This is a genomic window from Telluria sp. RT2P19, from assembly GCF_059685725.1.
In genome coordinates this window covers 25,012-47,148 of the sequence record NZ_JCASIL010000011.1, presented here as the reverse complement: position 1 = coordinate 47,148, position 22,137 = coordinate 25,012, and the positions used below count along the sequence as shown (strand labels likewise).

20 protein-coding genes are annotated in these 22,137 nt (G+C 67.4%); 4 read left to right on the top strand and 16 right to left on the bottom strand.

Annotated features, from left to right (window positions below; all coding sequences use genetic code 11):
* Both AC56KW_RS14785 and AC56KW_RS14780 read right to left on the bottom strand, forming a co-directional pair.
* Nucleotides 1-822: an SDR family NAD(P)-dependent oxidoreductase gene (locus tag AC56KW_RS14785; RefSeq protein ID WP_497171445.1), complete on the bottom strand. Its 822-nt coding sequence runs from the start codon at nucleotides 820-822 to the stop codon at nucleotides 1-3.
* A 78-nt stretch (nucleotides 823-900) separates the two neighbouring features.
* Entirely contained in the window at nucleotides 901-1,989 is a 1,089-nt protein-coding gene (locus AC56KW_RS14780) for a tartrate dehydrogenase (protein ID WP_497171444.1), read from the bottom strand.
* A gap of 96 nt (nucleotides 1,990-2,085) precedes the next feature.
* On the opposite strand from AC56KW_RS14780, the gene AC56KW_RS14775 reads away from it, so the two are divergent.
* Complete coding sequence (locus AC56KW_RS14775; RefSeq protein ID WP_497171443.1) at nucleotides 2,086-3,012, top strand: LysR substrate-binding domain-containing protein; 927 nt, start codon at nucleotides 2,086-2,088, stop codon at nucleotides 3,010-3,012.
* Between the two features lie 312 nt (nucleotides 3,013-3,324).
* Nucleotides 3,325-3,975, top strand: a complete 651-nt coding sequence (locus AC56KW_RS14770) for a YitT family protein (RefSeq protein ID WP_497171442.1) — start codon at nucleotides 3,325-3,327, stop codon at nucleotides 3,973-3,975.
* Between the two features lie 409 nt (nucleotides 3,976-4,384).
* On the opposite strand, the gene AC56KW_RS14765 is transcribed toward AC56KW_RS14770, so the two are convergent.
* From AC56KW_RS14765 to AC56KW_RS14715, 11 genes are all read right to left on the bottom strand, one after another.
* On the bottom strand, nucleotides 4,385-5,779 hold the full coding sequence (locus AC56KW_RS14765; protein ID WP_497171441.1) for a sensor histidine kinase: 1,395 nt from the start codon (nucleotides 5,777-5,779) through the stop codon (nucleotides 4,385-4,387).
* A 10-nt stretch (nucleotides 5,780-5,789) separates the two neighbouring features.
* Nucleotides 5,790-6,470: a response regulator transcription factor gene (locus AC56KW_RS14760; RefSeq protein ID WP_497171440.1), complete on the bottom strand. Its 681-nt coding sequence runs from the start codon at nucleotides 6,468-6,470 to the stop codon at nucleotides 5,790-5,792.
* A gap of 7 nt (nucleotides 6,471-6,477) precedes the next feature.
* Nucleotides 6,478-9,630: an efflux RND transporter permease subunit gene (locus AC56KW_RS14755; RefSeq protein ID WP_497171439.1), complete on the bottom strand. Its 3,153-nt coding sequence runs from the start codon at nucleotides 9,628-9,630 to the stop codon at nucleotides 6,478-6,480.
* 6 nt (nucleotides 9,631-9,636) lie between these two features.
* Nucleotides 9,637-10,848, bottom strand: coding sequence for an efflux RND transporter periplasmic adaptor subunit (locus tag AC56KW_RS14750; protein WP_497171438.1), 1,212 nt, complete (start codon nucleotides 10,846-10,848; stop codon nucleotides 9,637-9,639).
* A gap of 214 nt (nucleotides 10,849-11,062) precedes the next feature.
* Nucleotides 11,063-11,233, bottom strand: coding sequence for a hypothetical protein (locus AC56KW_RS14745; RefSeq protein ID WP_497171437.1), 171 nt, complete (start codon nucleotides 11,231-11,233; stop codon nucleotides 11,063-11,065).
* 37 nt (nucleotides 11,234-11,270) lie between these two features.
* Nucleotides 11,271-11,636 carry a VOC family protein gene (locus AC56KW_RS14740; RefSeq protein WP_497171436.1) on the bottom strand — a complete coding sequence of 122 codons (366 nt, stop codon included), beginning with the start codon at nucleotides 11,634-11,636 and terminating at the stop codon, nucleotides 11,271-11,273.
* A 42-nt stretch (nucleotides 11,637-11,678) separates the two neighbouring features.
* The gene (locus AC56KW_RS14735) at nucleotides 11,679-11,831 is read right to left on the bottom strand and encodes a hypothetical protein (RefSeq protein ID WP_497171435.1); all 153 of its coding nucleotides are present in this window, start codon (nucleotides 11,829-11,831) and stop codon (nucleotides 11,679-11,681) included.
* Nucleotides 11,828-12,058, bottom strand: coding sequence for a response regulator (locus AC56KW_RS14730; protein WP_497171434.1), 231 nt, complete (start codon nucleotides 12,056-12,058; stop codon nucleotides 11,828-11,830). The genes AC56KW_RS14735 and AC56KW_RS14730 overlap by 4 nt, the downstream gene beginning before the upstream one ends.
* Complete coding sequence (locus AC56KW_RS14725) at nucleotides 12,055-13,632, bottom strand: sensor histidine kinase (RefSeq protein ID WP_497171433.1); 1,578 nt, start codon at nucleotides 13,630-13,632, stop codon at nucleotides 12,055-12,057. Before AC56KW_RS14725 ends, AC56KW_RS14730 begins: the two co-directional genes overlap by 4 nt.
* A gap of 2 nt (nucleotides 13,633-13,634) precedes the next feature.
* Nucleotides 13,635-14,129, bottom strand: coding sequence for a response regulator (locus tag AC56KW_RS14720; protein WP_497171432.1), 495 nt, complete (start codon nucleotides 14,127-14,129; stop codon nucleotides 13,635-13,637).
* Between the two features lie 93 nt (nucleotides 14,130-14,222).
* Complete coding sequence (locus tag AC56KW_RS14715; RefSeq protein WP_497171431.1) at nucleotides 14,223-14,834, bottom strand: response regulator; 612 nt, start codon at nucleotides 14,832-14,834, stop codon at nucleotides 14,223-14,225.
* 513 nt (nucleotides 14,835-15,347) lie between these two features.
* Here AC56KW_RS14715 and AC56KW_RS14710 point away from each other — a divergent pair.
* Entirely contained in the window at nucleotides 15,348-15,629 is a 282-nt protein-coding gene (locus AC56KW_RS14710; protein ID WP_497171430.1) for a chemotaxis protein CheW, read from the top strand.
* A gap of 72 nt (nucleotides 15,630-15,701) precedes the next feature.
* Here AC56KW_RS14710 and AC56KW_RS14705 read toward each other — a convergent pair whose 3' ends face one another.
* Entirely contained in the window at nucleotides 15,702-18,890 is a 3,189-nt protein-coding gene (locus tag AC56KW_RS14705; RefSeq protein ID WP_497171429.1) for a hybrid sensor histidine kinase/response regulator, read from the bottom strand.
* Between the two features lie 108 nt (nucleotides 18,891-18,998).
* Here AC56KW_RS14705 and AC56KW_RS14700 point away from each other — a divergent pair, with 108 nt between their 5' ends.
* Entirely contained in the window at nucleotides 18,999-19,688 is a 690-nt protein-coding gene (locus tag AC56KW_RS14700) for an SOS response-associated peptidase family protein (RefSeq protein ID WP_497171428.1), read from the top strand.
* Here AC56KW_RS14700 and alr read toward each other — a convergent pair.
* A complete protein-coding gene (gene alr, locus AC56KW_RS14695; protein ID WP_497171427.1) occupies nucleotides 19,685-20,821 on the bottom strand; it encodes an alanine racemase in 1,137 nt (378 codons plus the stop codon). The genes AC56KW_RS14700 and alr overlap by 4 nt on opposite strands.
* 4 nt (nucleotides 20,822-20,825) lie before the next feature.
* On the bottom strand, nucleotides 20,826-22,118 hold the full coding sequence (locus tag AC56KW_RS14690) for a D-amino acid dehydrogenase (protein ID WP_497171426.1): 1,293 nt from the start codon (nucleotides 22,116-22,118) through the stop codon (nucleotides 20,826-20,828).
* Nucleotides 22,119-22,137 lie beyond the last annotated feature (19 nt).

Here is a 22,137-nt window from a genome sequence, read left to right as displayed (position 1 = left end):
TCAGGATTTCAATCCCGATCCCGGTTTTGCCTGGGCCGCATGCAGGTCGGCCTTGACGGTATCCGGCGCTACATTGTTGACGACGTTGCCGATCAGTTTGCTGCTCGTGAGGCCGGCGACGATGCGGTCCCTGCCTTCCTTGAGCGCCTGGTAGCCTTCCTCGGCCACCTTCGCCGGGGACGCCTTTTCTCCCACGCCGAGCTTATTGGTCAGCATGTCGGCGCGCGGCCAGAAATTGGTGTCGACCTGGCCCGGCATCAGGAGCGTGATGGTGATGCCGTTCACGCCGCTGTCCTTGAGCTCGGACTTGACCGCTTCGGCGAACGACACCAGGAAGGCCTTCGTCGCGCCATACACCGCCTCGTAGGGCGTGGGCATGGTGCCCGAGATCGAAGCCGTGAACAGCAGCTTGCCGGCGCCTTGGGCGACCATGTCGGGCAGGAGGCGCTTGGTCAGGTGGACTTGTGAGATCGTGTTCAGCTGGATCATGGCGATCTCGCGCTGCAGGTCGGTGCCGCCGACGAAGTAGCCGCCCAGGCCGACGCCGGCGTTGAGCGCGGCCGCGGCCAGCGGGCGGCCGGTGGCGCGCACGGCCGCGTGCAGCGCCTCGACGCCGTCGAAGCCGGTGAGGTCGGCCACCACGGTGGTGACCTGGGCGCCGCGGCTTTTCAGCTCGGCGGCGGCGGCGTCCAGGCCGGCCTGCGTGGTGGCGGTGATGATGAGGTCATGGCCGTCGGCCGCGAACTGGTGGGCCAGTTCGTAGCCGATGCCGCTGGATGCGCCTGTGATCAGCGCCAGGGGGCGGTTGGATTGCTCTGCCATTTTCTGCTCCTTCGGTTGAACTTTCGGGGCAGCGTAGCATGTGGCGAAAATCGTCCTCGTCCGGCTGGCGACGCTCCTTCAGGCCTGCGCGTCGAGGTAGCGCGCGACCGCCTGCCCGACCTCGGTGGTATTGGCCGTGCCGCCCATGTCCGGCGTGCGCGGGCCCTCGACCAGGCACTTCTCGATCGCGGCCAGCATGGCGTCGTGCGCGGCGGTATGGGTCGCGTCGCCCTGGCCCAGGAACTCGAGCATCATCGCGCCCGACCAGATCATCGCGATCGGGTTGGCGATGTTCTTGCCGTAGATGTCGGGCGCCGAGCCGTGCACCGGCTCGAACAGCGAAGGGAAGCTTCGTTCCGGATTCAGGTTGGCCGACGGCGCGATGCCGATGGTGCCGGTGCAGGCAGGGCCCAGGTCGGACAGGATGTCGCCGAACAGGTTCGAGGCCACCACCACGTCGAAGCGTTCGGGCGACATTACGAACCGCGCGCAAAGGATGTCGATGTGATACTTGTCCCATTTGACGTCGCTGTAGTCTGCGCCGACGGCGGCCACGCGCTCGTCCCAGTAGGGCATCGAGATCGAGATGCCGTTCGACTTGGTGGCGGCGGTCAGGTGCTTTTTCGGACGGCGCCGCGCCAGCTCGAAGGCGTACTTGAGGATGCGGTCGGTGCCGTGGCGGGTAAACACCGATTCCTGCAGCACCAGTTCGCGCTCGGTGCCTTCGAACATCTTGCCGCCGACCGAAGAGTATTCGCCCTCGGTGTTTTCGCGCACCACGTAGAAGTCGATGTCGCCCGGTTTCTTGCCCGCCAGCGGGCAGGGCACGCCGGGCATCAGGCGCACCGGACGCAAGTTGACGTACTGGTCGAACTCGCGCCGGAATTTGAGGAGCGAACCCCACAGCGAAATATGGTCGGGCACCGTGTCGGGCCAGCCGACGGCGCCGAAATAGATGGCGTCGTAGCCGTCCAGCTGCTGGCGCCAGTCGTCCGGCATCATCTTGCCGTGTTGCGCGTAGTAGTCGCAGTCGGCCCAGGCGAAGGTGGTCAATTCGAGCCGGATGCCGAAACGGCGCGCGGTCACGGCCAGGGCGCGCAGACCTTCGGGCATGACTTCCTTGCCGATGCCGTCGCCGGCGATGACTGCGATCTTGTGGGTTTGCATATGGTGTTCTCCTGTGTCGCCTATAAAGTAGACTCAGGATAATCCGAAACGCCTTGTTTATAATATGGCTTTTCGTGACCTCAAGGAACACGCAGCGTGAATAATCTGCTGGAGCATGCCGACTTGCGGGTCTTTGTCACCGTGGTGCGCAAGGGGTCGTTCGCGGCGGCGGCCGAGGAGCTGGGCATGTCGGCGGCGTATATCAGCAAGCGCATCGGCGTGCTCGAAGACGCGCTCGGCGTGCGGCTGTTCCAGCGCACCACGCGCCGCATCGTCATCACCGACGATGGCGAACAGGCGTTCGGCCGCGCCCAGGCCATCCTGGACAGCCTGGACGATCTGGTCGACGAGGTGTCCGAACGGCGCCGCGAGCCCAGTGGCCGGGTGCGCATCTGCAGCAGCTTCGGCTTCGGGCGCAACGTGGTGGCGCCGGCGATTGCGAAACTGGTGCGCGCTTACCCTGCGCTGCAGATCCGGTTCGAGGTGTTCGACCGCCTGGTCGATCCGGTGGCCGAGGGCTTCGACCTGGATGTCCGGATCGGCGACGAGATCGCGCCGCAGCTGATTGCGCGGCAGTTGATGGCCAATCACCGCATCCTGTGCGCCGCGCCAGACTATATCGAGCAGCACGGCGCGCCGCGCGCGCTGCAGGAACTCTCGGGCCACCAGTGCCTGGTGATCAAGGAACGCGACCACCCCTTCGGCGTGTGGCGGCTGCGTTCGCGCAGCGGCGAGGAGACGGTGAAGGTATCGGGCGCGCTGTCGACCAACCATGGCGAGATCGCGCTGCGCTGGGCGCTCGGCGGCGCCGGCATCATCCTGCGCTCGCGCTGGCACGCCCAGCCCCATCTCGACGCCGGACGGCTGGTGCAGCTGCTGCCCGACTACACCCAGGAAGCCAATGTGTGGGCCGTGTATCCCCAGCGACTGGGCAATTCGGCCAAGGTGCGGGTGTGCGTCGAGTTCCTGGAGCGCGAGCTGGCGGACGCCGGGGCACCGGGGCGGGGCACTGCAGCCGCCTGATCCGCACCGGGCTGGGTAGGAACGCACTGTCATAGTGCGTCGCACAAAGGTGTTTCTCCTCTGGTACGGATGGATGCCAAGTGTATCGACATTGCAGCGCAACATGAGCGATAATAGCGGCCCGAAGCACTCCATACCCGTGAGATTCGGTCTTTTGCGCCCATCAGGCGCGCCTTGAACCTGTTACCAGACTATCGTAAGGAACATGAACTTCAGCTCGTCGCTCGTCGCTACCCCTTGCACGGCCACCCGGCGGATTCATTCCGCGTACGTGGCGATCGCTTCCATCGTGACCGATGCGGCGGTACGAGGATGAGCCAGTCTGCCATGTTCCCGGGTTCGGCCACGCCGAGCCCGCGCGCTGTCGTGGTTAAGCCACACTCGCTGCTCGACGATGTCTACGGGATCACCGTGGGCGTGCTGTTCGTGGCGGTCGGCATCGTGCTGCTGCAGGCGGCCCAGCTGCTCACCGGCGGTGTCGCGGGTATCGCGCTGCTGTCGTCGTATGTGAGCGGGGTATCGGTCGGCACGCTGTTCATGATGATCAACGTCCCGTTCTTCCTGTTCGGCTATCTGTTCATGGGCCCGCTGTTCACGCTGAAATCGCTGGCTGGCAGCGCGCTGATCATGGGCCTGCTGAAAATCATGCCCTACGTGCTGGTGATCGACCACATCCACCCGGCGGTCGCGGCCCTGGGCGGCGGCACCTTCTGCGGCATGGGCATCCTGGCCCTGGCGCGCCACGGCGCGGGCGTCGGCGGCACCGGTATCGTGACGTTGTGGCTGCAAAAAAAGTACTACATCAACGCCGGCCGCACCCAGGTGATGATCGACAGCGTGATCCTGCTGCTGGCCTTGGCCCTGGTCGCGCCACACCTGGTCGGCTGGTCCGCCGTGAGCGCAGTCGCCATGAGCAGCATGGTCATGGCCTGGCACCGCGCCGGCCGCTACTTCGGCAGCTAACCCCTAACAATGAGGGGCAGAGTAGAATTATTGACCAATAGCCCATTAGCATCCGGTCTTTTTCGCCTACAGCTGGGTCCGCAAAAGAAGTTGCGAAACAATGAGGGTCAATGTCGAATTATTCAGCAATTGATTTTTTAAAGTTGCTAAACAATTCGACACTGACCCTCATTTGTTTTGGGCTGCGTTAGCGCTATCGACAGCGTGGAGAATGCCGATTCTCAAATTCTCTCTAAAAAAACACTACTCAAAGCCTAACGCCCTGATTTTCGATGAGGTTGAGGTTAGATTTGTTGGGCAACTGCCGAAGTTGTCGAACAATTCGACACTGACCCTCTTTGTTAGGAAATAGATTGCAAAAGAATCAGGGTCAGCGTCGAATTATTAAGTAATTGATTTACTGAAGTTGTCAAACAATTCGACTCTGACCCTGATTATTGGGGAGGGAGGCGAGGCGCAGGGTGGCGCGCAGGCCGGGGTGGTTGTCGGTGAGGGTGAGGGTGCCGTTGTGGAGGCGGGCGACGGCGGAGACGACGCTCAGGCCCAGGCCGACACCCGGCGTGCCGCGGCTGGCGTCGACGCGGTAGAAGCGCTCGATGACGCGCGTGCGTTCGGACGCGGGGATGCCAGGGCCGTTGTCGGCGACGACGATGTCCACCGTGTCGGCGTCCATGCGGCGCGCGGTGATGGCGATCGTGCCGCGGATCGGGGCGTATTTCAGGGCGTTGTCGGCCAGATTGCCGAGCGCCTGGGCCAGCAGGACCGGATCGCCGAAGACGCGCAGGTCTTCGGGGGCGTCGAAGCCCAGGTCGATGTCCTTCAGTTCGGCGACCGGGCCGTAGAATTCCGTGACCTCGGCGCCCAGCGCGGCCAGGTCGACTTCGACGAAACCGCTGCGGCGGCTGCCGCTGTCGATTTCGCTTAGCCTCAGCAGTGCATTGAAGATGCCCATGACGCGGTCGACGTCGTCGATGGCGGCGTCGATTTCGGCGAAGGTTTCCTCGCTCGAAGGCCGCGCCACCGACAGTTCTTCCAGGCGCGCCCGCAATTCGGACAGTGGGGTGCGCAAATCGTGGGCGATCGCGTTCGACACGTCCTGCGCCCCCGTCACCAGGTGCTCGATCTGGTCCAGCATGCGGTTCACCGTGCGCGTCAGCTGCTGCAGCTCGTCGCCGTCGCGCGGCTCGACCAGGCGGTGCGACAGCTTGCCTTCGATGATGGAGGCCGTGGTCCGGCTGATGCTCTGCACCCGGCCCAGCAGCGCGCGCCGGATCAACACGCCGCCCAGCGCGGCGCCCACCAGCACCGCCAGCGCGCAGCCCAGCAGGCCATAGGCGAACAGGCGCTCGAGCTGCTGGAAGCGGTCCAGGTTGCTCGCGACCAGGAGCGAATAGCCGTCTTCCAGCGTCACCCGCACCAGTTCCACATTGCGCGGCTTGTCGTCGACCCGGATCGTCACCTGGCACAGGCCATCGCGCTCGGGCACCCCCTCGGGCCACTCCGGCAGGTTGCCGGCCAGCTTGGCGCCGTCGGGCGCCACGAACAGCATGATCTTGCGCACGCCGTCGTTCACGCCATGGACCTGGCTGTCGATCGCCGCCGCCAGCGCCGGCGGGCCCTGGCGCTCGAACAGGTTGCGCAGGTGGCGCGCGTCCGTCTTGAGCAGCTGGGTGCGCACCTCGCCGATGTTCTTGTGCCAGGCGAACCATAGCGGCGCGGCGAACATCGCCAGCACCAGCAGCGTGACGACGGCGTAGCCGATCGCGATGGTGCGGGCCGAAAAGCTGGGCAGGCGCAGGTTCAAGACATGGGCCTCACGGCTGGTCGGTCAGCATATAGCCGGCGTTGCGCACGGTGCGCAGCAGCGGCGTGGCAAAGCCGGCGTCGATCTTCTGGCGCAGCTTGCTGATGTGGACGTCGATCACGTTCGTCTGCGGGTCGAAGTGGTAGTCCCACACGTTTTCGAGCAGCATGGTGCGCGTCACCACCTGGTTCGCGTGGCGCAGCAGGTAAGTCAGCAGCTTGAATTCGCGCGGCTGCAGCGCCACCGGGCGGCCGGCGCGCATCACCCGGTGCGACAGCATGTCGACCGAGAGGTCGCCCAGGCTCATCACCGTCTCCACCGTCTGGCTCTGCGAACGGCGCAGCAGCGCGTCGAGCCGCGCCAGCAGCTCGCCGAAGGCGAACGGCTTGGTCAGGTAGTCGTCGCCGCCTGCGCGCAGGCCGCGGATGCGGTCATCCACGCCGTCCAGCGCCGAGAGGATGAGGATCGGCACCCGGTTACCCTGCTGGCGCAAGGCTTCGATGATGCCCAGGCCGTCGATCCCGCCCGGCAGCATGCGGTCCATGACGATCGCGTCGTACGGCTCGCTGACGGCGTGGTACATGCCGTCGCGGCCGTTGTCGGCATGGTCGACCGTATGCCCGGCCTCGGTCAGCCCCTTCTTGACGAAGCGGGCCACGCGTTCATTGTCTTCGACGAGTAGCAGTTTCACGGCGGTCTCAGTGGGAAGCCGGCATTGTATCCGGAGTTTCCTGGCCCGGCGCGTGGGGCACCGGCGGCTTCGAGCGGCCGGCGACGATCACGTAGAACAGCGGGACCATGAACGTCGCCAGGAAGGTCGCCGTCAGCATCCCGCCGATCACGCCGATGCCCAGCGCGTTCTGGGCGCCGGAGCCGGCGCCGCCGGCCAGCGCCAGCGGCGTCACGCCCAGGATGAAGGCCAGCGAGGTCATGATGATCGGCCGCAGCCGTACCTTCGACGCTTCGAGCGCCGCTTCGACCAGCCCCATGCCCTGCAGCTGCAGCTCGCGCGCGAACTCGACGATCAGGATCGCATTCTTGGCCGACAGGCCGATGGTGGTCAAGAGGCCGACCTGGAAGAACACGTCGTTCTCCATGCCGAAGGCGGTGGCGGCGCCCAGCGCGCCCAGCACGCCGATCGGCACCACCATGATCACCGAGATCGGGATCGCCCAGCTTTCGTACAGCGCGGCCAGGCACAGGAACACGACCAGGATCGACAGCGCATACAGCAGTGGCGCCTGGGCCCCGGCCTGCGATTCCTGCAGCGAGACGCCGCTCCATTCGAAGCCGATGCCCGGCGGGAGCTGGCCCGCCAGCCGGGTCATGACGGCCATCGCCTCGCCGGTGCTGTAGCCTGGCGCCGGCTGGCCCACGATCTCGGCCGAGGTCAGGCCGTTGTAGCGCTGCACCGAGGGCGCCCCCCAGGTCCAGCGCGCGCTCGAGAACGACGAGAACGGCACCATCTCGCCGTCGCGGTTACGCACATGCAGCAGGCGGATGTCGTCCGGATTCATCCGGTACTCGGCGTCGGCCTGCACATAGACGCGCTTGATCCGTTCATCCAGGTCGAGGAAGTTGTTGACGTAGCGCGCTCCCCAGGCGGTGGAAAAATTGGCGTCCACCTCGGTCAGGTCCACGCCCAGCGCGGCCGCTTTCTCGCGGTCGATGTCGATCTTGTACATCGGATTGTCGGACAGGCCCGTGAAGCGCACCCGCGCCAGCGCCGGCTCCTTCGCCGCCAGCGCCAGCAGCTGCTCGCGCGCCTCGGCCAGCGCGGCGCTCCCGAGGCCGCCGCGGTCCTGCAGCTGCAGGGTGAACCCGGTCGCCGAGCCGAGGCCGCGGATCGACGGCGGCTCGATCGGCGTCACCTGGGCGCCCTGGAAGTCGCGGTAGCGCGCCGCGATGCGGTCGCTCAGGGCCGACACATGCAGTCCGTCGGCGCCGCGCTCGTCCCACGGGCGCAGGCGCACGAACATGCGGCCCACGTTCTGGCCACGCTGGCCCTGGGCCGAGCCGTTGATGATCATGGTCGCGTCGACCATTGCCTTCTCGTCGTTCAGCAGGTACTGGCTGATCTCTTCCAGCACCTTGCCGGTGGTTTCCTGGGTGGTGCCGGCCGCAGCCTGCACCTGGACGATCATGTAACCCTGGTCTTCCTTGGGCAGGAAGCCGCCCGGCAGGCGCAGGAACAGCGCCAGCACCACGCCGATGGTGAGCAGGTAGACCACCATCCACACGGCGCGCCGTCCGAGGATGCGCGACACGCCCGCCAGGTAACGGTCGCGGTTGCGGTCGAAGGAACGGTTGAACCAGCCGAAAAAGCCTTTCTTTTCGTGGTGGCCGGGGTCGACCGGCTTGAGCATGGTGGCGCACAGGGCCGGCGTCAGGCTGAGTGCGATGAACACCGACAGCAGCATCGAGGCCACGACCGTGAGCGAGAACTCGCGGTAGATGGCGCCGACCGTGCCGCTCGAGAAGGCCACCGGCACGAACACGGCCGACAACACCAGCGCCACGCCGATCAGCGCGCTGCTGATCTGGCCCATGGCCTTGAGGGTGGCCTCAAGCGGCCCCAGGCCGTCCTCGTGCATCACGCGCTCGACGTTCTCCACCACCACGATGGCGTCGTCGACCAGCAGGCCGATCGACAACACCAGGCCGAACATCGACAGCGTATTGATCGTGAACCCGAGCACCGCCATGATGCCGAAGGTGCCGAGCAAGACCACCGGCACCGTGATCGAGGGGATCAGCGTGGCGCGGAAATTCTGCAGGAACAGGTACATGACCAGGAACACCAGCACGATGCCTTCGATCAGCGTATGCACCACGCCGCTGATCGACTGCTCGATGAAGGGCGTGACGTCGTTCGGATAGACCGTGCGCAGGCCGGGCGGGAAGAATTCGCCCAGCTCGGCCAGGCGCGCCCGTACCGCGACCGCGGTGTCGAGCGCGTTGGCGCCGGGCGCCATCTGGATGCCCAGGCCGGAGGCCGACTTGCCGTTGTAGCGCACGTCGACGAAGTAGTTCTCGGGGCCCAGCTCGACCCGGGCCACGTCGCCGATCCGGACATGCGCACCGTCCGGCTGGACCTTGAGCAGGACGCGCCGGAATTCTTCGGGCGTGCGCAGCAGCGTGGCCTGGGTGATGGTGGCGTTCAGCGCCTGGCCCGGCACCGCCGGGGTGGCGCCCAGCTGGCCGCCGGAGATCTGCACGTTCTGGGCGCGGATCGCGGCGGTGACGTCGTTCGGGGTCAGCGCATACCCGGTGAGCTTGAGCGGGTCGAGCCAGATCCGCATGGCGTACTGGGTGCCGAACACGTTCATGTCGCCCACGCCGGGAATGCGGCTGAGCGGGTCCTGGATGTTCGACGAGACGTAGTTGGCGATGTCGAACTTGCTCATGCTGTCATCGTCGGAGACGAAGGCGGCCACCATCAGGAAGTCGCTGGTCGACTTGGTCACGCGCAAGCCGTTTTGCTGGACCTCGGCCGGCAGGCGCGATACCGCGGCCTGCAGCTGGTTCTGCACCTGGACCTGGGCGATGTCCGGGTCGGTGCCGGCGGCAAACGTCAGGGTCGTCGTTGACTGGCCCGAATCGTCGCTCGAGGAGGCCATGTAGAGCAGGTTGTCGATCGCGGTCAGCTGCTGCTCGACCACCTGGATGACCGTGTTCTGCATGGTCTCGGCCGATGCGCCGGGGAAGGTGGCCCGGATCTGCACCGACGGCGGCTGCACCGGCGGATACTGCTCGACCGCCATCTGGAACAGCGAGATGCCGCCCCCCAGCATGATCAGCAGCGAGATGACGATCGCGAAGATCGGGCGGTGGATGAAGAATTTCGCCATCGCCGCTCAACCTCGCGCCGAAGCGGCTGGAGCGGCTGGAGCGGCTGAAGCGCCTGGCGCGGCCGGCGCCGCCGGTGCAGCGGCGCGCACCCTGACCGTCATGCCGGGCTTGAGTTTCTGGCTGCCGCCCACGATGACGCGTTCGCCTTCCTTCAGGCCGTCCTCGACCAGCCAGTGACCGTCGACCAGCGGTCCGGTCCGGACCGCGCGTACCTGGACCTTGTTGTCGGCCCCGACCAGCATCACGGTGGCGCCGCCCTGCGGGGTGCGCGCCACGCTGGGCGCCGGCACGCGCATGACGCCCTGGCGCACACCCTGGCTGACCGCGGCGCGCACGAACATGCCGGGCAAGAGCAGGTGATCCGGGTTCGGGAACCTGGCGCGCAGGGTGACCGAGCCGGTGGCCGGGTCGACCGTCACGCCACTGAATTCCAGCGTGCCCGCGCGCGCGTAGGTGCTGCCGTCTTCCAGCGTAAGCACGACCCTGGCCGCGTTGGCGCCATCCATGCTGACCTTGCCGGCGGCGATCTCGCGCCGCAGCTGCAGGCCTTCGACACTGGACTGCTGCAGGTCGACATACATCGGGTCGATCTGCTGGACCGTGGTCATCAGGGTGGCCGCGTTGCCCTGCACGTAGGCGCCTTGCGTCACCGCCGAGACACTGCTGCGGCCGGTGATCGGCGCGCTGACGCTGGTGTAGCCGAGGTTGATGCGGGCCGTCTCGACCGCCGCCTTCGCGGCGGCGACGTCGGCCGCCGCTTCCAGCTGGGCCGCTTCGGCGTTTTCGAACTCTTGCTTGCTGACCGCGTTTTCCTTCACCAGCACCTGGTTGCGCTTGAGCTGGGAGGTGTTGCTGGCCAGGGTGGCCCGGGCCCGCTGCAGCTCGGCCTCGGCGCTGGCCAGCGCGGCGCGGTAAGGCGCCGGATCGATCAGGTACAGCGGGTCACCCTTCTTGACGTCGGCCCCTTCCTTGAAGCGGCGCTCCTGCACGATGCCGTCGACCCGGGCCCGGACCTCGGCCAGCAGGTAGGGCGCGGTGCGCCCCGGCAGGGCGATGTTCAGCGCCACGTTGGACGTGTTCATCGTCAGTACACCGACCTCGGGAATGGTCGGTGCCGCGGGTTGCGGGTCTTTGGCGCAGGCGGACAGCAGCAGCGCCGCCAGCACGGCGGCGCCAAGGGCCGGCTGGCGCCGGCGCAAGGGGATGTTCGAGGGCATGTGGTCGGATCCGGTGTGCAAGGTTGAGAGCGTATTTTTCCCTACCTTCGACTATGCCCGTCGCCGCCTTAAACGGGGGTGTGCGAATTATTAATTTTAGTTAATATTTTCCTAGTAACGATCGGCAAACGGCAGGGATGGTCAACACATACGGATGAGCTGCCGGCCTGCCGGGAGTTCGACCCATGAAGGCGGCGTGACCGCCTTCATGGGATCAGAGGACCTCGAGCCCTGCCGACAGCGGCCCCCAGCTGCCGTCGTAGTGCCCGCCCAGGCGCGCCGGCGGGATGCGCGGGAGGGTCTGGCGGTCAACCGCCAGATCGTGCTCGAGCACGGCGGGGAATTGTGGTTCCAGGACCGTGTGGGCGGCGGCGCCTGTTTCCACGTCAACCTGCCGGCTTGACCGCACGCCCGCGGGGCGATCATTCACCCGGTTCGTCGACGCTCCATACGGCCAGCTCGTAGCCGTCCGGATCGGTGAAATGGAAGCGGCGTCCGCCGGGGAACGAGAAAGTGTCCTTGCTGATGGCGGCGCCGGCGGCGACGACCTTGCGCTGGGTCGCTTCGAGGTCGCTTGAATATAGGATGATCAGCGGGCCGCCGCTGCGCACCGGGCCGTCGGTCGTGAACCCGCCGGCCAGCCGGCCGTCGCGGAACTCGGTATAGCCCGGGCCGTAGTCAACGAAGTTCCAGCCGAACACATTGCCATAGAAAGCCTTGCTTCGCGCGATGTCGGCGACGTTGAATTCGATGTTGTCGATCTGGTGGTGGTGGCCCTGGGTACTCATGGACGTCTCCGAAAAGTGAGCGGCGGAAGACGTCATCTTACGCTACCACGCAGCTCCACTGTCGAGCAACCCTGCCGCGGCCTCCATGAGTGCCCCGGGGCTGAACGGCTTGACCATGTAATAGTCGGCGCCGGCGGCCAACCCGGCCGCCACGTCGCTCTGCTGCCCGTAGGCCGACAGCAGCATGATCTTCATGCCGGCCTTGGCAGGGCATCCCTCAGCTTGCGGCACAGTTCGAGCCCGCTGGTCCCTGCGCCCAGCCATACGTCCAGGATCAGGAGGTCCGGCACCGATTCGGCCAGCCGCGCCAGCGCCGCTTCGGCGCGCGCGGCCTGGTCGACCTGTCCCAGCGCGCGCAGCGCGAAGCGGATCAGGAGGCGCAGGTCGGGCTGGTCGTCGACCACGAGGATGGTGCGGGTCACGAGTCCGTTCCCGTCGGCGCAGGTGCGCCGTCGCACGGGAGCCAGAGGATCACACGGGTGCCGTCGCCGGGACGCGATTCGATCTCCACCTGGCCGCAGTGCACCGCGACGATCTCGCGCACGATGGTCATGCCCAGGCCATTGCCCGGTACGTCGGGCAGGGCGCCGGCGCGCCAGAAGGCGTCGAACACCTGGCGCTGCTGCTCCGGTGTCATGCCGACGCCCCGGTCGGTCACGGTCACCGCCACGCCGGGGCGGCCGTCGCGCGACCCGGCAGCGATGCCGATCCCGACCTCGCTGCCGGGCGCCGAATAGGCGAGCGCATTGGCCACGATATTGGCCAGCGCCTGCTGCGCGCGCAGCGGATCGGCCAGCACCGACGGCAGGGCGGGCGCCGGCCGCAGCGCGACACGGGAAGCTTGCGCGGCGTCCTCGATCGCGGCCTTTACCTTCTCCGTCACCTGCCCCAGGTCGAGCGGCTCCGGGTGCATCTGGGCCGATCCACCCGAGTCGATGCGCGCCAGGTCGAGCATCTGGTTGACCAGCGCGATCATGCGCGTGGCCTGGCGATGGATGATGTCGATGAGTTCGCGGCCCGTGGCGGCGTCGAATTCGCGCTTGAGCAGCAGTTCGGAAAAGCCCAGGATGCTGGCCATGGGGGTGCGCAGCTGATGGCTGGCGGTGCGAAAATAATCGTGGCGGCGCTGGTTGGCGTCGCGCACCCGCTCCCGCTCGGCGCGTTGCCAGGCGACGTCGCGCACCGTGGCTACCAGGTAGACACGGCCGTCAAGCGTCATTTCGGCGATCGAGAGCTCGGCCGCGAAGGTGCCGCCGTCCGGACGCCGGGCGTCCGTTTCGTGGCGCGCGATCGCGCGCGGCCGGATGCCGATCAGGGTGCTCGCGGGCAGGCCTGCCAGCACCCTGCACGGCGCACCGAACATGCGTTCGGCCGCAGGGTTGCAGGAAGCGATCGCGTCGTCCTGGTCGAACAGCAGCACCCCGTCCGGCAAATGTTCGAGCAGGGCCTGCACCACATGGGCGCTGCGCCGTTCGCGCTCGGCCATGGCTTTCAGTTCGAGGGCGGCCACTTCGTTGGCGACGATGCCGGCCAGGTCGCGCAGCAGGGTGCGCTCATCGGGACCGAACTCGCGCGGCACGCGGTCGATGATGCACAGTGTGCCGATCCGGGTGCCGTCGCCGACCTCGATCGGCGATCCGGCATAGAAGCGCACCCCGTTATCGCCCTGGACCAGCGGATTGTGCGCGAAGCGCTCGTCCTGGCAGGCGTCGCGCACCACCATCACGTCGTCCTGCAGGATGGCGTGGGCGCAGAACGAGGACGAGCGCGGGATTTCATCGAGCTGCAGGCCGACACGCGACTTGAACCACTGGCGTTCGGCGTCGATCAGGCTGACCAGGGCGGTCGGCACGTCGAACAGGCGCGCGGCCAGGCGCGTGATGCGGTCGAAACGCTCGTCGGGCGCGGAGTCCAGCAAATCCAGGTCGATCAGGACCTGCAGGCGGCGCGCCTCGTCGGCGGGTAGTGGGGCGGGGGTGTGGCGTGTCGCGTTCATGTTCATTGGCGCGCTCGGGGCGGCGGATGGCAAGGTCTGGAGATTCTGGCGGGCGCAGCCAGCCGCGGCACGACCGCCGCGCGCATGGCCGCCAGCAGAGCGGGCTTGGTGACGAAGGGCACGTCCTCAGGCAGGCCCAGGGACAGCACCGTCGGCTTGTCCATGCCGCTGACGACCACCGGCGGTATGCTGGCGGTAAGCGGAGTGTCGCGCAGCGAGCGGATCATGCCGAAGCCGTCCAGGCCCGGTATGTACAGGTCGTTCACCAGGATGTCGGGCCGCGCTTCGCCGATGGGCACCAGCGCCTCGATGCCATTGCTGGCCTTGCGTACCGCGAGGTCCAGGCCCCGGGTCTCGATCTCCAGCTCGTACAGGCGTCGCAGCATGGCGTTGTCGTCGACCAGGGCCAGGCGCGGGATCCGTACGCCGAGCATGCGGCATGCAAGGCGCGTAATGCGGCCGAAGCGTTCTTCGGGCGGAGTGTCGGGCAGCTGCATGCCTGGCCCGGACACGAGCGGCATCGGGCCGGGAGCAGGTAAAGGCGGTACTGGCGATGCTGTCCGGCTCGGGGCGCATTCATGTTTCCCCTGTTAAGTCTCCGCGACCTGGTCGCCGGCGCCAAGGAGTTGCTCGACCCTGGCGCGCAACTCGGGGAAGCGCACGGGTTTGGAGAACACCGGGATGTCGGCCGGCAGCCCCATCGAGGCAATCGTTGCCCGGTCCAGGCCACTGATCACGATGATCGCCATCTTGCCATAACGCGCATCAGCACGCAGTGTACGTACCATGCGGAAACCATCCATGCCCGGCATGTTCAGGTCGCTGATCAAGAGATCGGGCTTGGTTTCGCCGATCCGGATCAGCGCATCGAAACCGTCGCGCGCCTTGATCAGTTCGGCGTCCAGTCCCCACCCCGAGATTTCCAGCTCGTACAGCCGCAGCAGGGTGGCGTCGTCGTCGGCCATCACGATGCGGCGCGCGCTAGACGGCGCCTCGGGGGCGGTCGCCTGCCTGGCGGAGTGGCCGCCACTGACTGCCTCGTTGCGCTGGGCCACCAGCCGGTTCACCGAGGTGAGCAGGATGCGACGGTGGCCGCCGGCCGTCTTCCACGCCTGCAGCACACCGCCCTCGACCCATAACTGGACCGTGCGATGAGAGACGCCGAGCAGGCTCGCGGCTTCCTTGGTCGAACAAACTTCCAAGGAAGCGGAGTCTGGCTGCGCCGGCGATGAACTGCTGTGCGATTTCATGGATTCAGGTGTGCTCAGGTTAAGTGCCTGCGCCGGCCGGGCCAGAGAACGCAAACGGCGCATACCGCCGGTCAGGCGACCGCGCGGCCGGGGCATCATACAGGCTGCCGGTATGCGTAACAGATACGCACGGGCAAGTCATCAATCTATCAAATTCTCACAGTTTGCGAAAGTGAAACCGGACAAACTATTTCTTAATTGTAACTTGCGGTGGCAAGATCATGCAGCACTAATGAACTTTGACTGAAACAGTGGCACTGCGGTCGCTCCCGGGACCAGGGTGCCGGTCACATCGATTCGGCCTAAGCTGGGCGCCGACCTCCGGCTTGCTCGATTCCGTGCAGGGCAACCCTGCCGGCATGGCACCGCAAGCGCTGCCCAGTAGGTGGTATGGATCGGGGGCGGGTCGCTCACTGTCAAGTTGGTGAGCGTGGTCGTCTCTCTGGGAGCGGGCCCGAGGTGCCATTGGCGGCGCTTTCTTCGACCGGCTGCCGGATCCTGGTGCTGGAACACGAGGGCGAGCGCTTCGGCCTGGTGGTCGACCGGGTCGACGCCATCCTGTCGCTGCCGGACAGCCAGCGCCGTCCGTCGCCGCAACTGCTGCGCGTAAACGGGCCGAGCGATATGCGGCGCGATGCCGCCGAGGTGCTCGAAGTGCCGGGCGACGACGGGAGCGGCGACGTGCGCACCTTGCTGGACAAGGAGCGTTTCCTGGCGACGCTCAGGGAGCAACTCGATGGCGCGTGAATTGACGCAGGGGGGAATTGGCGCAAGGGGGGGCGGCAGTCCTCCCCTAATGTTACCTGCCAGGCCATGCCGTCAGACGAGCTTTTCCAGCACTGCCTCCAGCTGCCGGGCGTCATACGGCTTGGGCAGCAAGGCATCCGCGATATCCGAGGCGTGACTGGCCCCGCTCATGAACACGATCCTGGCGCGCGGCAACCGTCGCCGCACCGCCAGCGCCAGCGCCTCGCCGCCGAGGCCCGGCAGCTGCAGGTCGGTCAGCACGATGGCCGGCTCCCGTTCCAGCAGCGCCAGCGCGGCCTCGGCGCTGGCCGCTTCCAGCACCCCGTACCCCATCATCCGCAGCAGTTCCGCGGTGTTCTCGCGGATGTCGTCCTCGTCTTCCACCAGCAGCACGCGCGCCTTCGACGCGGCCGGTGCGGGCACGCCTGCGGGCGGCTGCAGGGCCGCGTTCTTTTGCTGCTGGTTGCCCAGCACGTGACGGACCTTGCGCGCCAGGTTGTCGCGCGTATAGGGCTTGCCGAGCAGCTCCACGCCCGGATCGAGGCGGCCGCCATGCACGATGGCGTTCTCGGTATAGCCCGAGGTGAACAGCACCGCGACGTTCGGCAGGCGCTCGCGCGCTTTCTTGGCCAGCTCGGGGCTGCGCAATGGGCCAGGCATGACGACGTCGGTGAACAGCAGGTCGATGTGGATGCCGCTGTCGATCACGGTCAGGGCCGAGGCGGCGTCGTTGGCGCGCAGCACACGGTAGCCGAGGTCGGTCAGCATGTCGACCACCGTCAGCCGCACCTGCTCGTCGTCCTCGACCACCAGTACGGTCTCGTGGCCGCCGGTGACCGTCTGCACCAGCTGCTCGCCGGCGTGGTCCTCGGCCTGCAATGAGCGCGGCAGGTAGATCTTGACGGTCGTGCCTTCGCCGATCTCGCTGTAGATCTTGACGTGGCCGCCCGACTGCTTGACCAGGCCGTACACCATCGACAGGCCCAGTCCGGTGCCCTTGCCCTCGGGTTTCGTCGAGAAGAACGGCTCGAAGGCCTGCTCGATGACATCCAGCGGCATGCCGCTGCCGGTGTCGCTGACAGCCAGCAGCACGTACTGGCCTGGCGCGACCTCGGGGTGCGCGGCGCAGTAGGAGGCGTCCAGCGCGGCGTTGGCGACCTCGATGGTCAGCTTGCCGGCGCCGTCCATGGCGTCGCGCGCATTGATCGCCAGGTTCAGGATCGCGTTCTCGAGCTGGGCCGGGTCGACCTCGGTGGTCCACAGCCCGCCCGAGATCACCGTCTCGACGTCGATCTCCTCGCCCAGCGTGCGCCGCATCATGTCTTCCATGCTGCCCAGCAGGCGGCCGATCTTGACCGCCTTCGGCTCGAGCGGCTGGCGCCGCGCAAACGACAGCAGGGAGCTGGCCAGCTTGGCGCCGCGCTCGACGCCGTTCATGGCGTTCTCGACGCGCTTCTTGATCTCTGGCAGGCCGTCGGCGCGGCGCGCGATCAGTTGCAGGTTGCCGCCGATGACCTGCAGCAGATTGTTGAAGTCGTGCGCCACGCCGCCGGTCAGCTTGCCGATGGTTTCCATTTTCTGCGCCTGCTGCAGCGCCGCCTCGGTGCGGCGCATCGTTTCCATCTGTTGCAGGTCGACGCTGATGTCGCGGCCTACCGCGTGGATGTATCGATCGTCGGGCGAGGCGGTCCAGGACAGGTTGCACCAACTGCCGTTCTTGCGCCGCCAGCGGTTCTCGAAGCGGAACACCTGGCCGCCAAGGCGCAGCGCCTCGATCTGGCGCGCCGTCGGGCCACAGTCGTCCGGATGCACCAATTCGAGCAGCGAGCGCCCCTGCACCTCGGACTCGGTCCAGCCGAGGATCGACGTGAAGGCGGGATTCACCGCGGACAGGACGCCATCGAGCTCGGCGACCAGCATGATGTCCTTCGACAGCCGCCACATGCGGTCGCGCTCGGCCGTGCGGCGCGCGACCCGCTCCTCCAGGGTGGCGTTGGCCGCCGCCAGCGCCGCGCCGGCGCGCTTTTGATCTTCGATATCGATGCTGCTGCCGATCCACAGGGCGTCATCGCCGTCCTCGCCCGGCGAGCGCCGCGCGCGCACCAGGTGCCAGCGGTATTCGCCGTCGTGGCGGCGGACGCGGATCTCGGCGTCCAGCGGCGCGCCGGTGGCCACGCTGGCGGCCCACAGCGCGCGATAGCGGGCGTCGTCGTCGGGATGCACCAGCGTGTCGGAACCGTGGCCCAGCAGGGCCGCGCGCTCGGCGCCGGCGTATTCATGGACGCGGTCGTTGATCCATTCGACGTTGCCGTCATCGCGCGCCGCCCACACGTGGTTGGGCATGGCCTGGGCGAAGGTCCGGAAGCGCGACTCGCTGGCGCGCAGCGCGCGCTCGGCCAGCACCCGCTCGGTGACGTCGTTGCCTTCCACGAAGGTGGCGAACACGGCGCCGTCGGCGTCCCTGAGCGGCTGCAGCACGAAGTCGATGAAGAAGTGCATGGGCTGCTCGCGCCCGGGATTACGCAGCGTCAGTTCGACGCCGACGGCGCGAAAAGTCGCGCCGTCGGCGAAGCAGCGGTCGAGCACTTCGACGATGCCGCGTTCGGCCAGTTCCGGCACCGCCTGCGCGACCGCCAGGCCGAGCAGGGGACGATTGCCGGTCAGCGTGCGGTAGGCGTCGTTGGCCAGGGCGTAGCGGTGCGCGCGGCCCTCCAGCAGGCAGATGAAACCGGGCGCCTGCTCGAACATGGAGGCCAGGCGTGCGCGTTCGGCGCGCACGTGGCGCTCGGCCTTGACCTTGCTTGAAGTCTCGACCACCACCGCCATCACGCCGGCGACCGCGCCGTCCTGGTCGCGGATCGGCGAATAATCGAGGTTCATCCAGACCTGCTCGGGCTGGCCGCTGCGGTGCAGGGTCAGTTCCTGGTCCTGGTAGCTGAGGGTGCCGCCAGCCAGGCCCACCTTCATCACGTTGTCGTTGAAGTCGGCCACCTCGGGCCAGCCTTCGCGCACCCTGGAGCCCAGCAGCATTGGATGGCGGCCGCCGGCGAACACCCGGTAGGCGTCGTTGTAGATCATGTAGCCATCCTCGCCCCACAGGGTGACGATCGGCGCCGGCGTCGCCATGATCAGGGCGACCGTGGTCTTGAGCACGGTCGGCCAGTCCCCGATGGGACCCAGGCGGGTCGTTTCCCAGGGATAGGCAAGGATCAGGCGCGACGTTTCGTCGGTGGCGGGCAGGAAGGGAAGGCTGGTCGGCATCGGGCGAATGCTAAGGGATGAACGGTGGTATTTTACACTTGCTGCAACATGCGCGATGCATGGGGCCCGGCACTGCTATTATTGAGTAACATTTCCTGGATTCTTTCGATGTGCGTAAATTATCGTCCTCCGACGCCTGAGCAGTTCAATGGCCGCATCGGCGCGTTCAGCATCCTGCCGCGCGACTGGCACTGGCCCGAGGAGACCTGGAAGGACTACGCGGCGCCGATCCTGCGCGCCGCGCCCGGCCTGCGTCCGGAGGCTTGCGTGGCCAGCTACGGCATGGTCCCGCGGCGCCACATCCCGCCCGGGGTGAAACCGTTCGACACCATGAATGCGCGCGCCGAATCGCTGGTCGAGCGCCGTTCGTTCGCCCCCGCCTGGCGCCGCCTGCAACTGTGCGCGGTGCCGATGCTGTGGTTCTACGAGCCGTGCTACGAGAGCGGACGCGCCGAGCGCACCGCCATCGGCATGGCCGACGAATCGCTGTTCTGGGCGGCCGGGCTGTGGCGCGAGTGGCAGGAGGCGGACGGCGCGGTGTCGAGCGCCTTCACCCAGATCACCATCAATGCCGACGACCATCCGCTGATGCGCCGCATGCACAAGCCTGTCGATGAGAAGCGCTCGCTGGTGCTGTTGGCGCAGGAAGAGGTAGGGGACTGGCTGGCTTGCCGCGAGATCGACGTGGCGCGCAGCTTCCTGCGACATTTTCCGGCCGAACGCATGAAGGCCTGGCCGGCGCCGCTGGCGCCGCGGCGTGCGGCGCCAGCGCCATCCTTGAACGGCGAGCTGTTCTAGCCAGCGGCGCTTTCACCCACGTACTGCCGGTGAAAGCGCGACCCCAGGCGCGTCAGTACCTCGTAGCCGATGGTGCCAGCCTGGCCGGCGACGTCGTCCACCGTCTGCTGCGCGCATAGCAGGTCGACCGACTGGCCGGGCGCGATGCGCGATTCGGGAATGCCCGTGACGTCGAGCGTGATGCTGTCCATCGACACCGTGCCGGCGAAGGGTACGGCCACGCCGTCAATGAACGCCCGGGAATGGCCGCTGAGGGCGCGCAGCCAGCCATCGGCATAGCCGATGGCGATGGTGGCGATGCGGCGTTCGCCCGGCGCGACATAGCGCGCCCCGTAGCCGACGATCTCGCCCGCCGCGACGGTGCGCAGCTGCACCACCCGCGCGGCCAGCGACACCGCCTGCGCCAGCGGATTGGCGTGGCCTGGCTGCGGGTTGATACCGTACAGGGCGCACCCCGGGCGCAGCAGGTCGAAGTGCCAGGCGCCGCCCAGGAATACGCCGGAAGAATTGGCCAGGCTGGCCGGCGTGCCCGGGAACAGCGCGCGCACTTCCTCGAACCGCCGGCGCTGGCGTTCATTGAGCGGGTGCGCCGGCTCGTCGGCGCAGGCCAGGTGGCTCATCACCAGCCGCAGGTCGATGCCCCGCAGCCAGTCCGGATCCTGGCGCAGCCGATCGAGATCGGCGCGGGCCAGGCCCATGCGCGACATGCCGGTGTCGACCTGGAGCGCCGCCGGCAACCTGCGGCCCAGGTCCTGCGCCAATGCGCGCCATTCAGCGACCTGGCCTGGATCGTTCAGCACCGGCACCAGGTCGTGCTGGAAGCAGTCGCGCGCCGTGCCCGGCATGGCGCCGTGCATCACGCGGATCGTGCAGTCCGGGGGCACGATCTGGCGCAGGCGGATGCCTTCGTCGAGGTGGGCCACGAAGAAGTCGCGGCAGCCTTCGCGCACCAGCGCGGCCGCGACCTGCGGCATGCCGAGCCCGTAGGCGTCGGCCTTCAGAACCGCCGCGCAGGCGGCGCCGCCGCCTGAGGCGCCGCGCGCGCGCAGCAGCCGGTAGTTGGCGCGCACCGCGTCCAGGTCGACCGTGAGGATGGCCCCGGCGCGGGCCTGGGCGGCGTCGTGCGCGTACATCCGCTCAGGCCTGCGCCAGCTTGCCGCCGGCGACCGCGCCGCCGCTGCCGGCGTAGCGGAACACGGCCAGGTCGTCGGCCCGGATCGACGGCGACTTGCCGCCCACCAGGTCGGCGATCACGCTGGCCGAGCCGGCCGCCATGGTCCAGCCCAGGGTGCCGTGGCCGGTGTTCAGGAACAGGTTGCGCAGCGGCGTGGCTCCCACCACCGGTGTGCTGTCCGGCGTCATCGGACGCAGGCCGGTCCAGAAGCTGGCCCTGGCGGTATCGCCAGCACCCGGGAACAGGTCGTTTACCACCAGCTCCAGGGTTGCGCGGCGGCGCGGATTCAGGCCGAGGTCGTAGCCGGAGAGCTCGGCCATGCCGCCCACGCGGATGCGGTCGTCGAAGCGGGTCACGGCGATCTTGTAGGTTTCGTCGAGGATGGTCGACACCGGCGCGCGCGCGGCGTCCAGGATCGGCACCGTGAGCGAATATCCCTTCATCGGATAGACCGGCAGCGGGAACCAGCGCTGCAGCAGCAGGCGCGAGTAGCTGCCCAGGGCCAGCACGAAACGATCGGCAGCGAATGCACCCTTGTCGGTCTGGACCGAGACGATCTCGCCGTTGGCCTCATCGAGGCAGCGGATCGCGGTGTCGAACTCGAAGCGCACGCCCAGGTCGCGCGCCATGGCGGTCAGGCGCGTGGTGAACAACTGGCAGTCGCCGGTTTCGTCGTTCGGCAGGCGCAGGCCGCCGACCAGCTTGTCGGCCACATTGGCCAGCGCCGGTTCGGCCGTGGCCAGCTGCGCGCCTTCGAGCAGTTCATAGGCCACGCCGGCGTCGCGCAGTACCTCGATGTCCTTGGCCGCGCCGTCGAACTGCTGGCGGGTGCGAAACAGCTGCACCGTGCCCTGCTGGCGACCCTCATAGGCGATGCCGGTGTCGCGCCGCAGCGCGCGCATGCAATCGCGGCTGTATTCGGCCAGGCGCACCATGCGTTCCTTGTTGACGGCGTAGCGGCCTGGGTCGCAGTTGCGGTACATCTCCCACATCCACTGCAGCTGGAACAACGAACCGTCGGGCCGGATCGCCAGCGGCGCATGGCGCTGGAACAGCCATTTGGCGGCTTTCAGAGGGATGCCGGGGGCGGCCCAGGGCGAAGCGTAGCCGGGCGAGATCTGGCCGGCGTTGGCGAAGCTGGTCTCGAGGGCCGGACCGGGCTGGCGGTCGATGACGGTAACCTCGTGGCCGGCCTGCGCCAGGTAATAAGCGGTGGTGACGCCGACCACGCCGCTGCCCAATACGATGACACGCATAGATTCCTCGAAAAGCTCG

Bases quoted from the DNA above. Each gene is read 5' to 3' on its own strand.
- AC56KW_RS14690 (WP_497171426.1), bottom strand. From the start codon at position 22,118: ATGCGTGTCATCGTATTGGGCAGCGGCGTGGTCGGCGTCACCACCGCT.
- AC56KW_RS14770 (WP_497171442.1), top strand. From the start codon at position 3,325: ATGAGCCAGTCTGCCATGTTCCCGGGTTCGGCCACGCCGAGCCCGCGC.
- AC56KW_RS14705 (WP_497171429.1), bottom strand. From the start codon at position 18,890: ATGCCGACCAGCCTTCCCTTCCTGCCCGCCACCGACGAAACGTCGCGC.
- AC56KW_RS14725 (WP_497171433.1), bottom strand. From the start codon at position 13,632: ATGAACGCGACACGCCACACCCCCGCCCCACTACCCGCCGACGAGGCG.
- AC56KW_RS14780 (WP_497171444.1), bottom strand. From the start codon at position 1,989: ATGCAAACCCACAAGATCGCAGTCATCGCCGGCGACGGCATCGGCAAG.
- AC56KW_RS14750 (WP_497171438.1), bottom strand. From the start codon at position 10,848: ATGCCCTCGAACATCCCCTTGCGCCGGCGCCAGCCGGCCCTTGGCGCC.
- alr (WP_497171427.1), bottom strand. From the start codon at position 20,821: ATGTACGCGCACGACGCCGCCCAGGCCCGCGCCGGGGCCATCCTCACG.
- AC56KW_RS14735 (WP_497171435.1), bottom strand. From the start codon at position 11,831: ATGAAGATCATGCTGCTGTCGGCCTACGGGCAGCAGAGCGACGTGGCG.
- AC56KW_RS14700 (WP_497171428.1), top strand. From the start codon at position 18,999: ATGTGCGTAAATTATCGTCCTCCGACGCCTGAGCAGTTCAATGGCCGC.
- AC56KW_RS14785 (WP_497171445.1), bottom strand. From the start codon at position 822: ATGGCAGAGCAATCCAACCGCCCCCTGGCGCTGATCACAGGCGCATCC.
- AC56KW_RS14720 (WP_497171432.1), bottom strand. From the start codon at position 14,129: ATGCAGCTGCCCGACACTCCGCCCGAAGAACGCTTCGGCCGCATTACG.
- AC56KW_RS14755 (WP_497171439.1), bottom strand. From the start codon at position 9,630: ATGGCGAAATTCTTCATCCACCGCCCGATCTTCGCGATCGTCATCTCG.
- AC56KW_RS14740 (WP_497171436.1), bottom strand. From the start codon at position 11,636: ATGAGTACCCAGGGCCACCACCACCAGATCGACAACATCGAATTCAAC.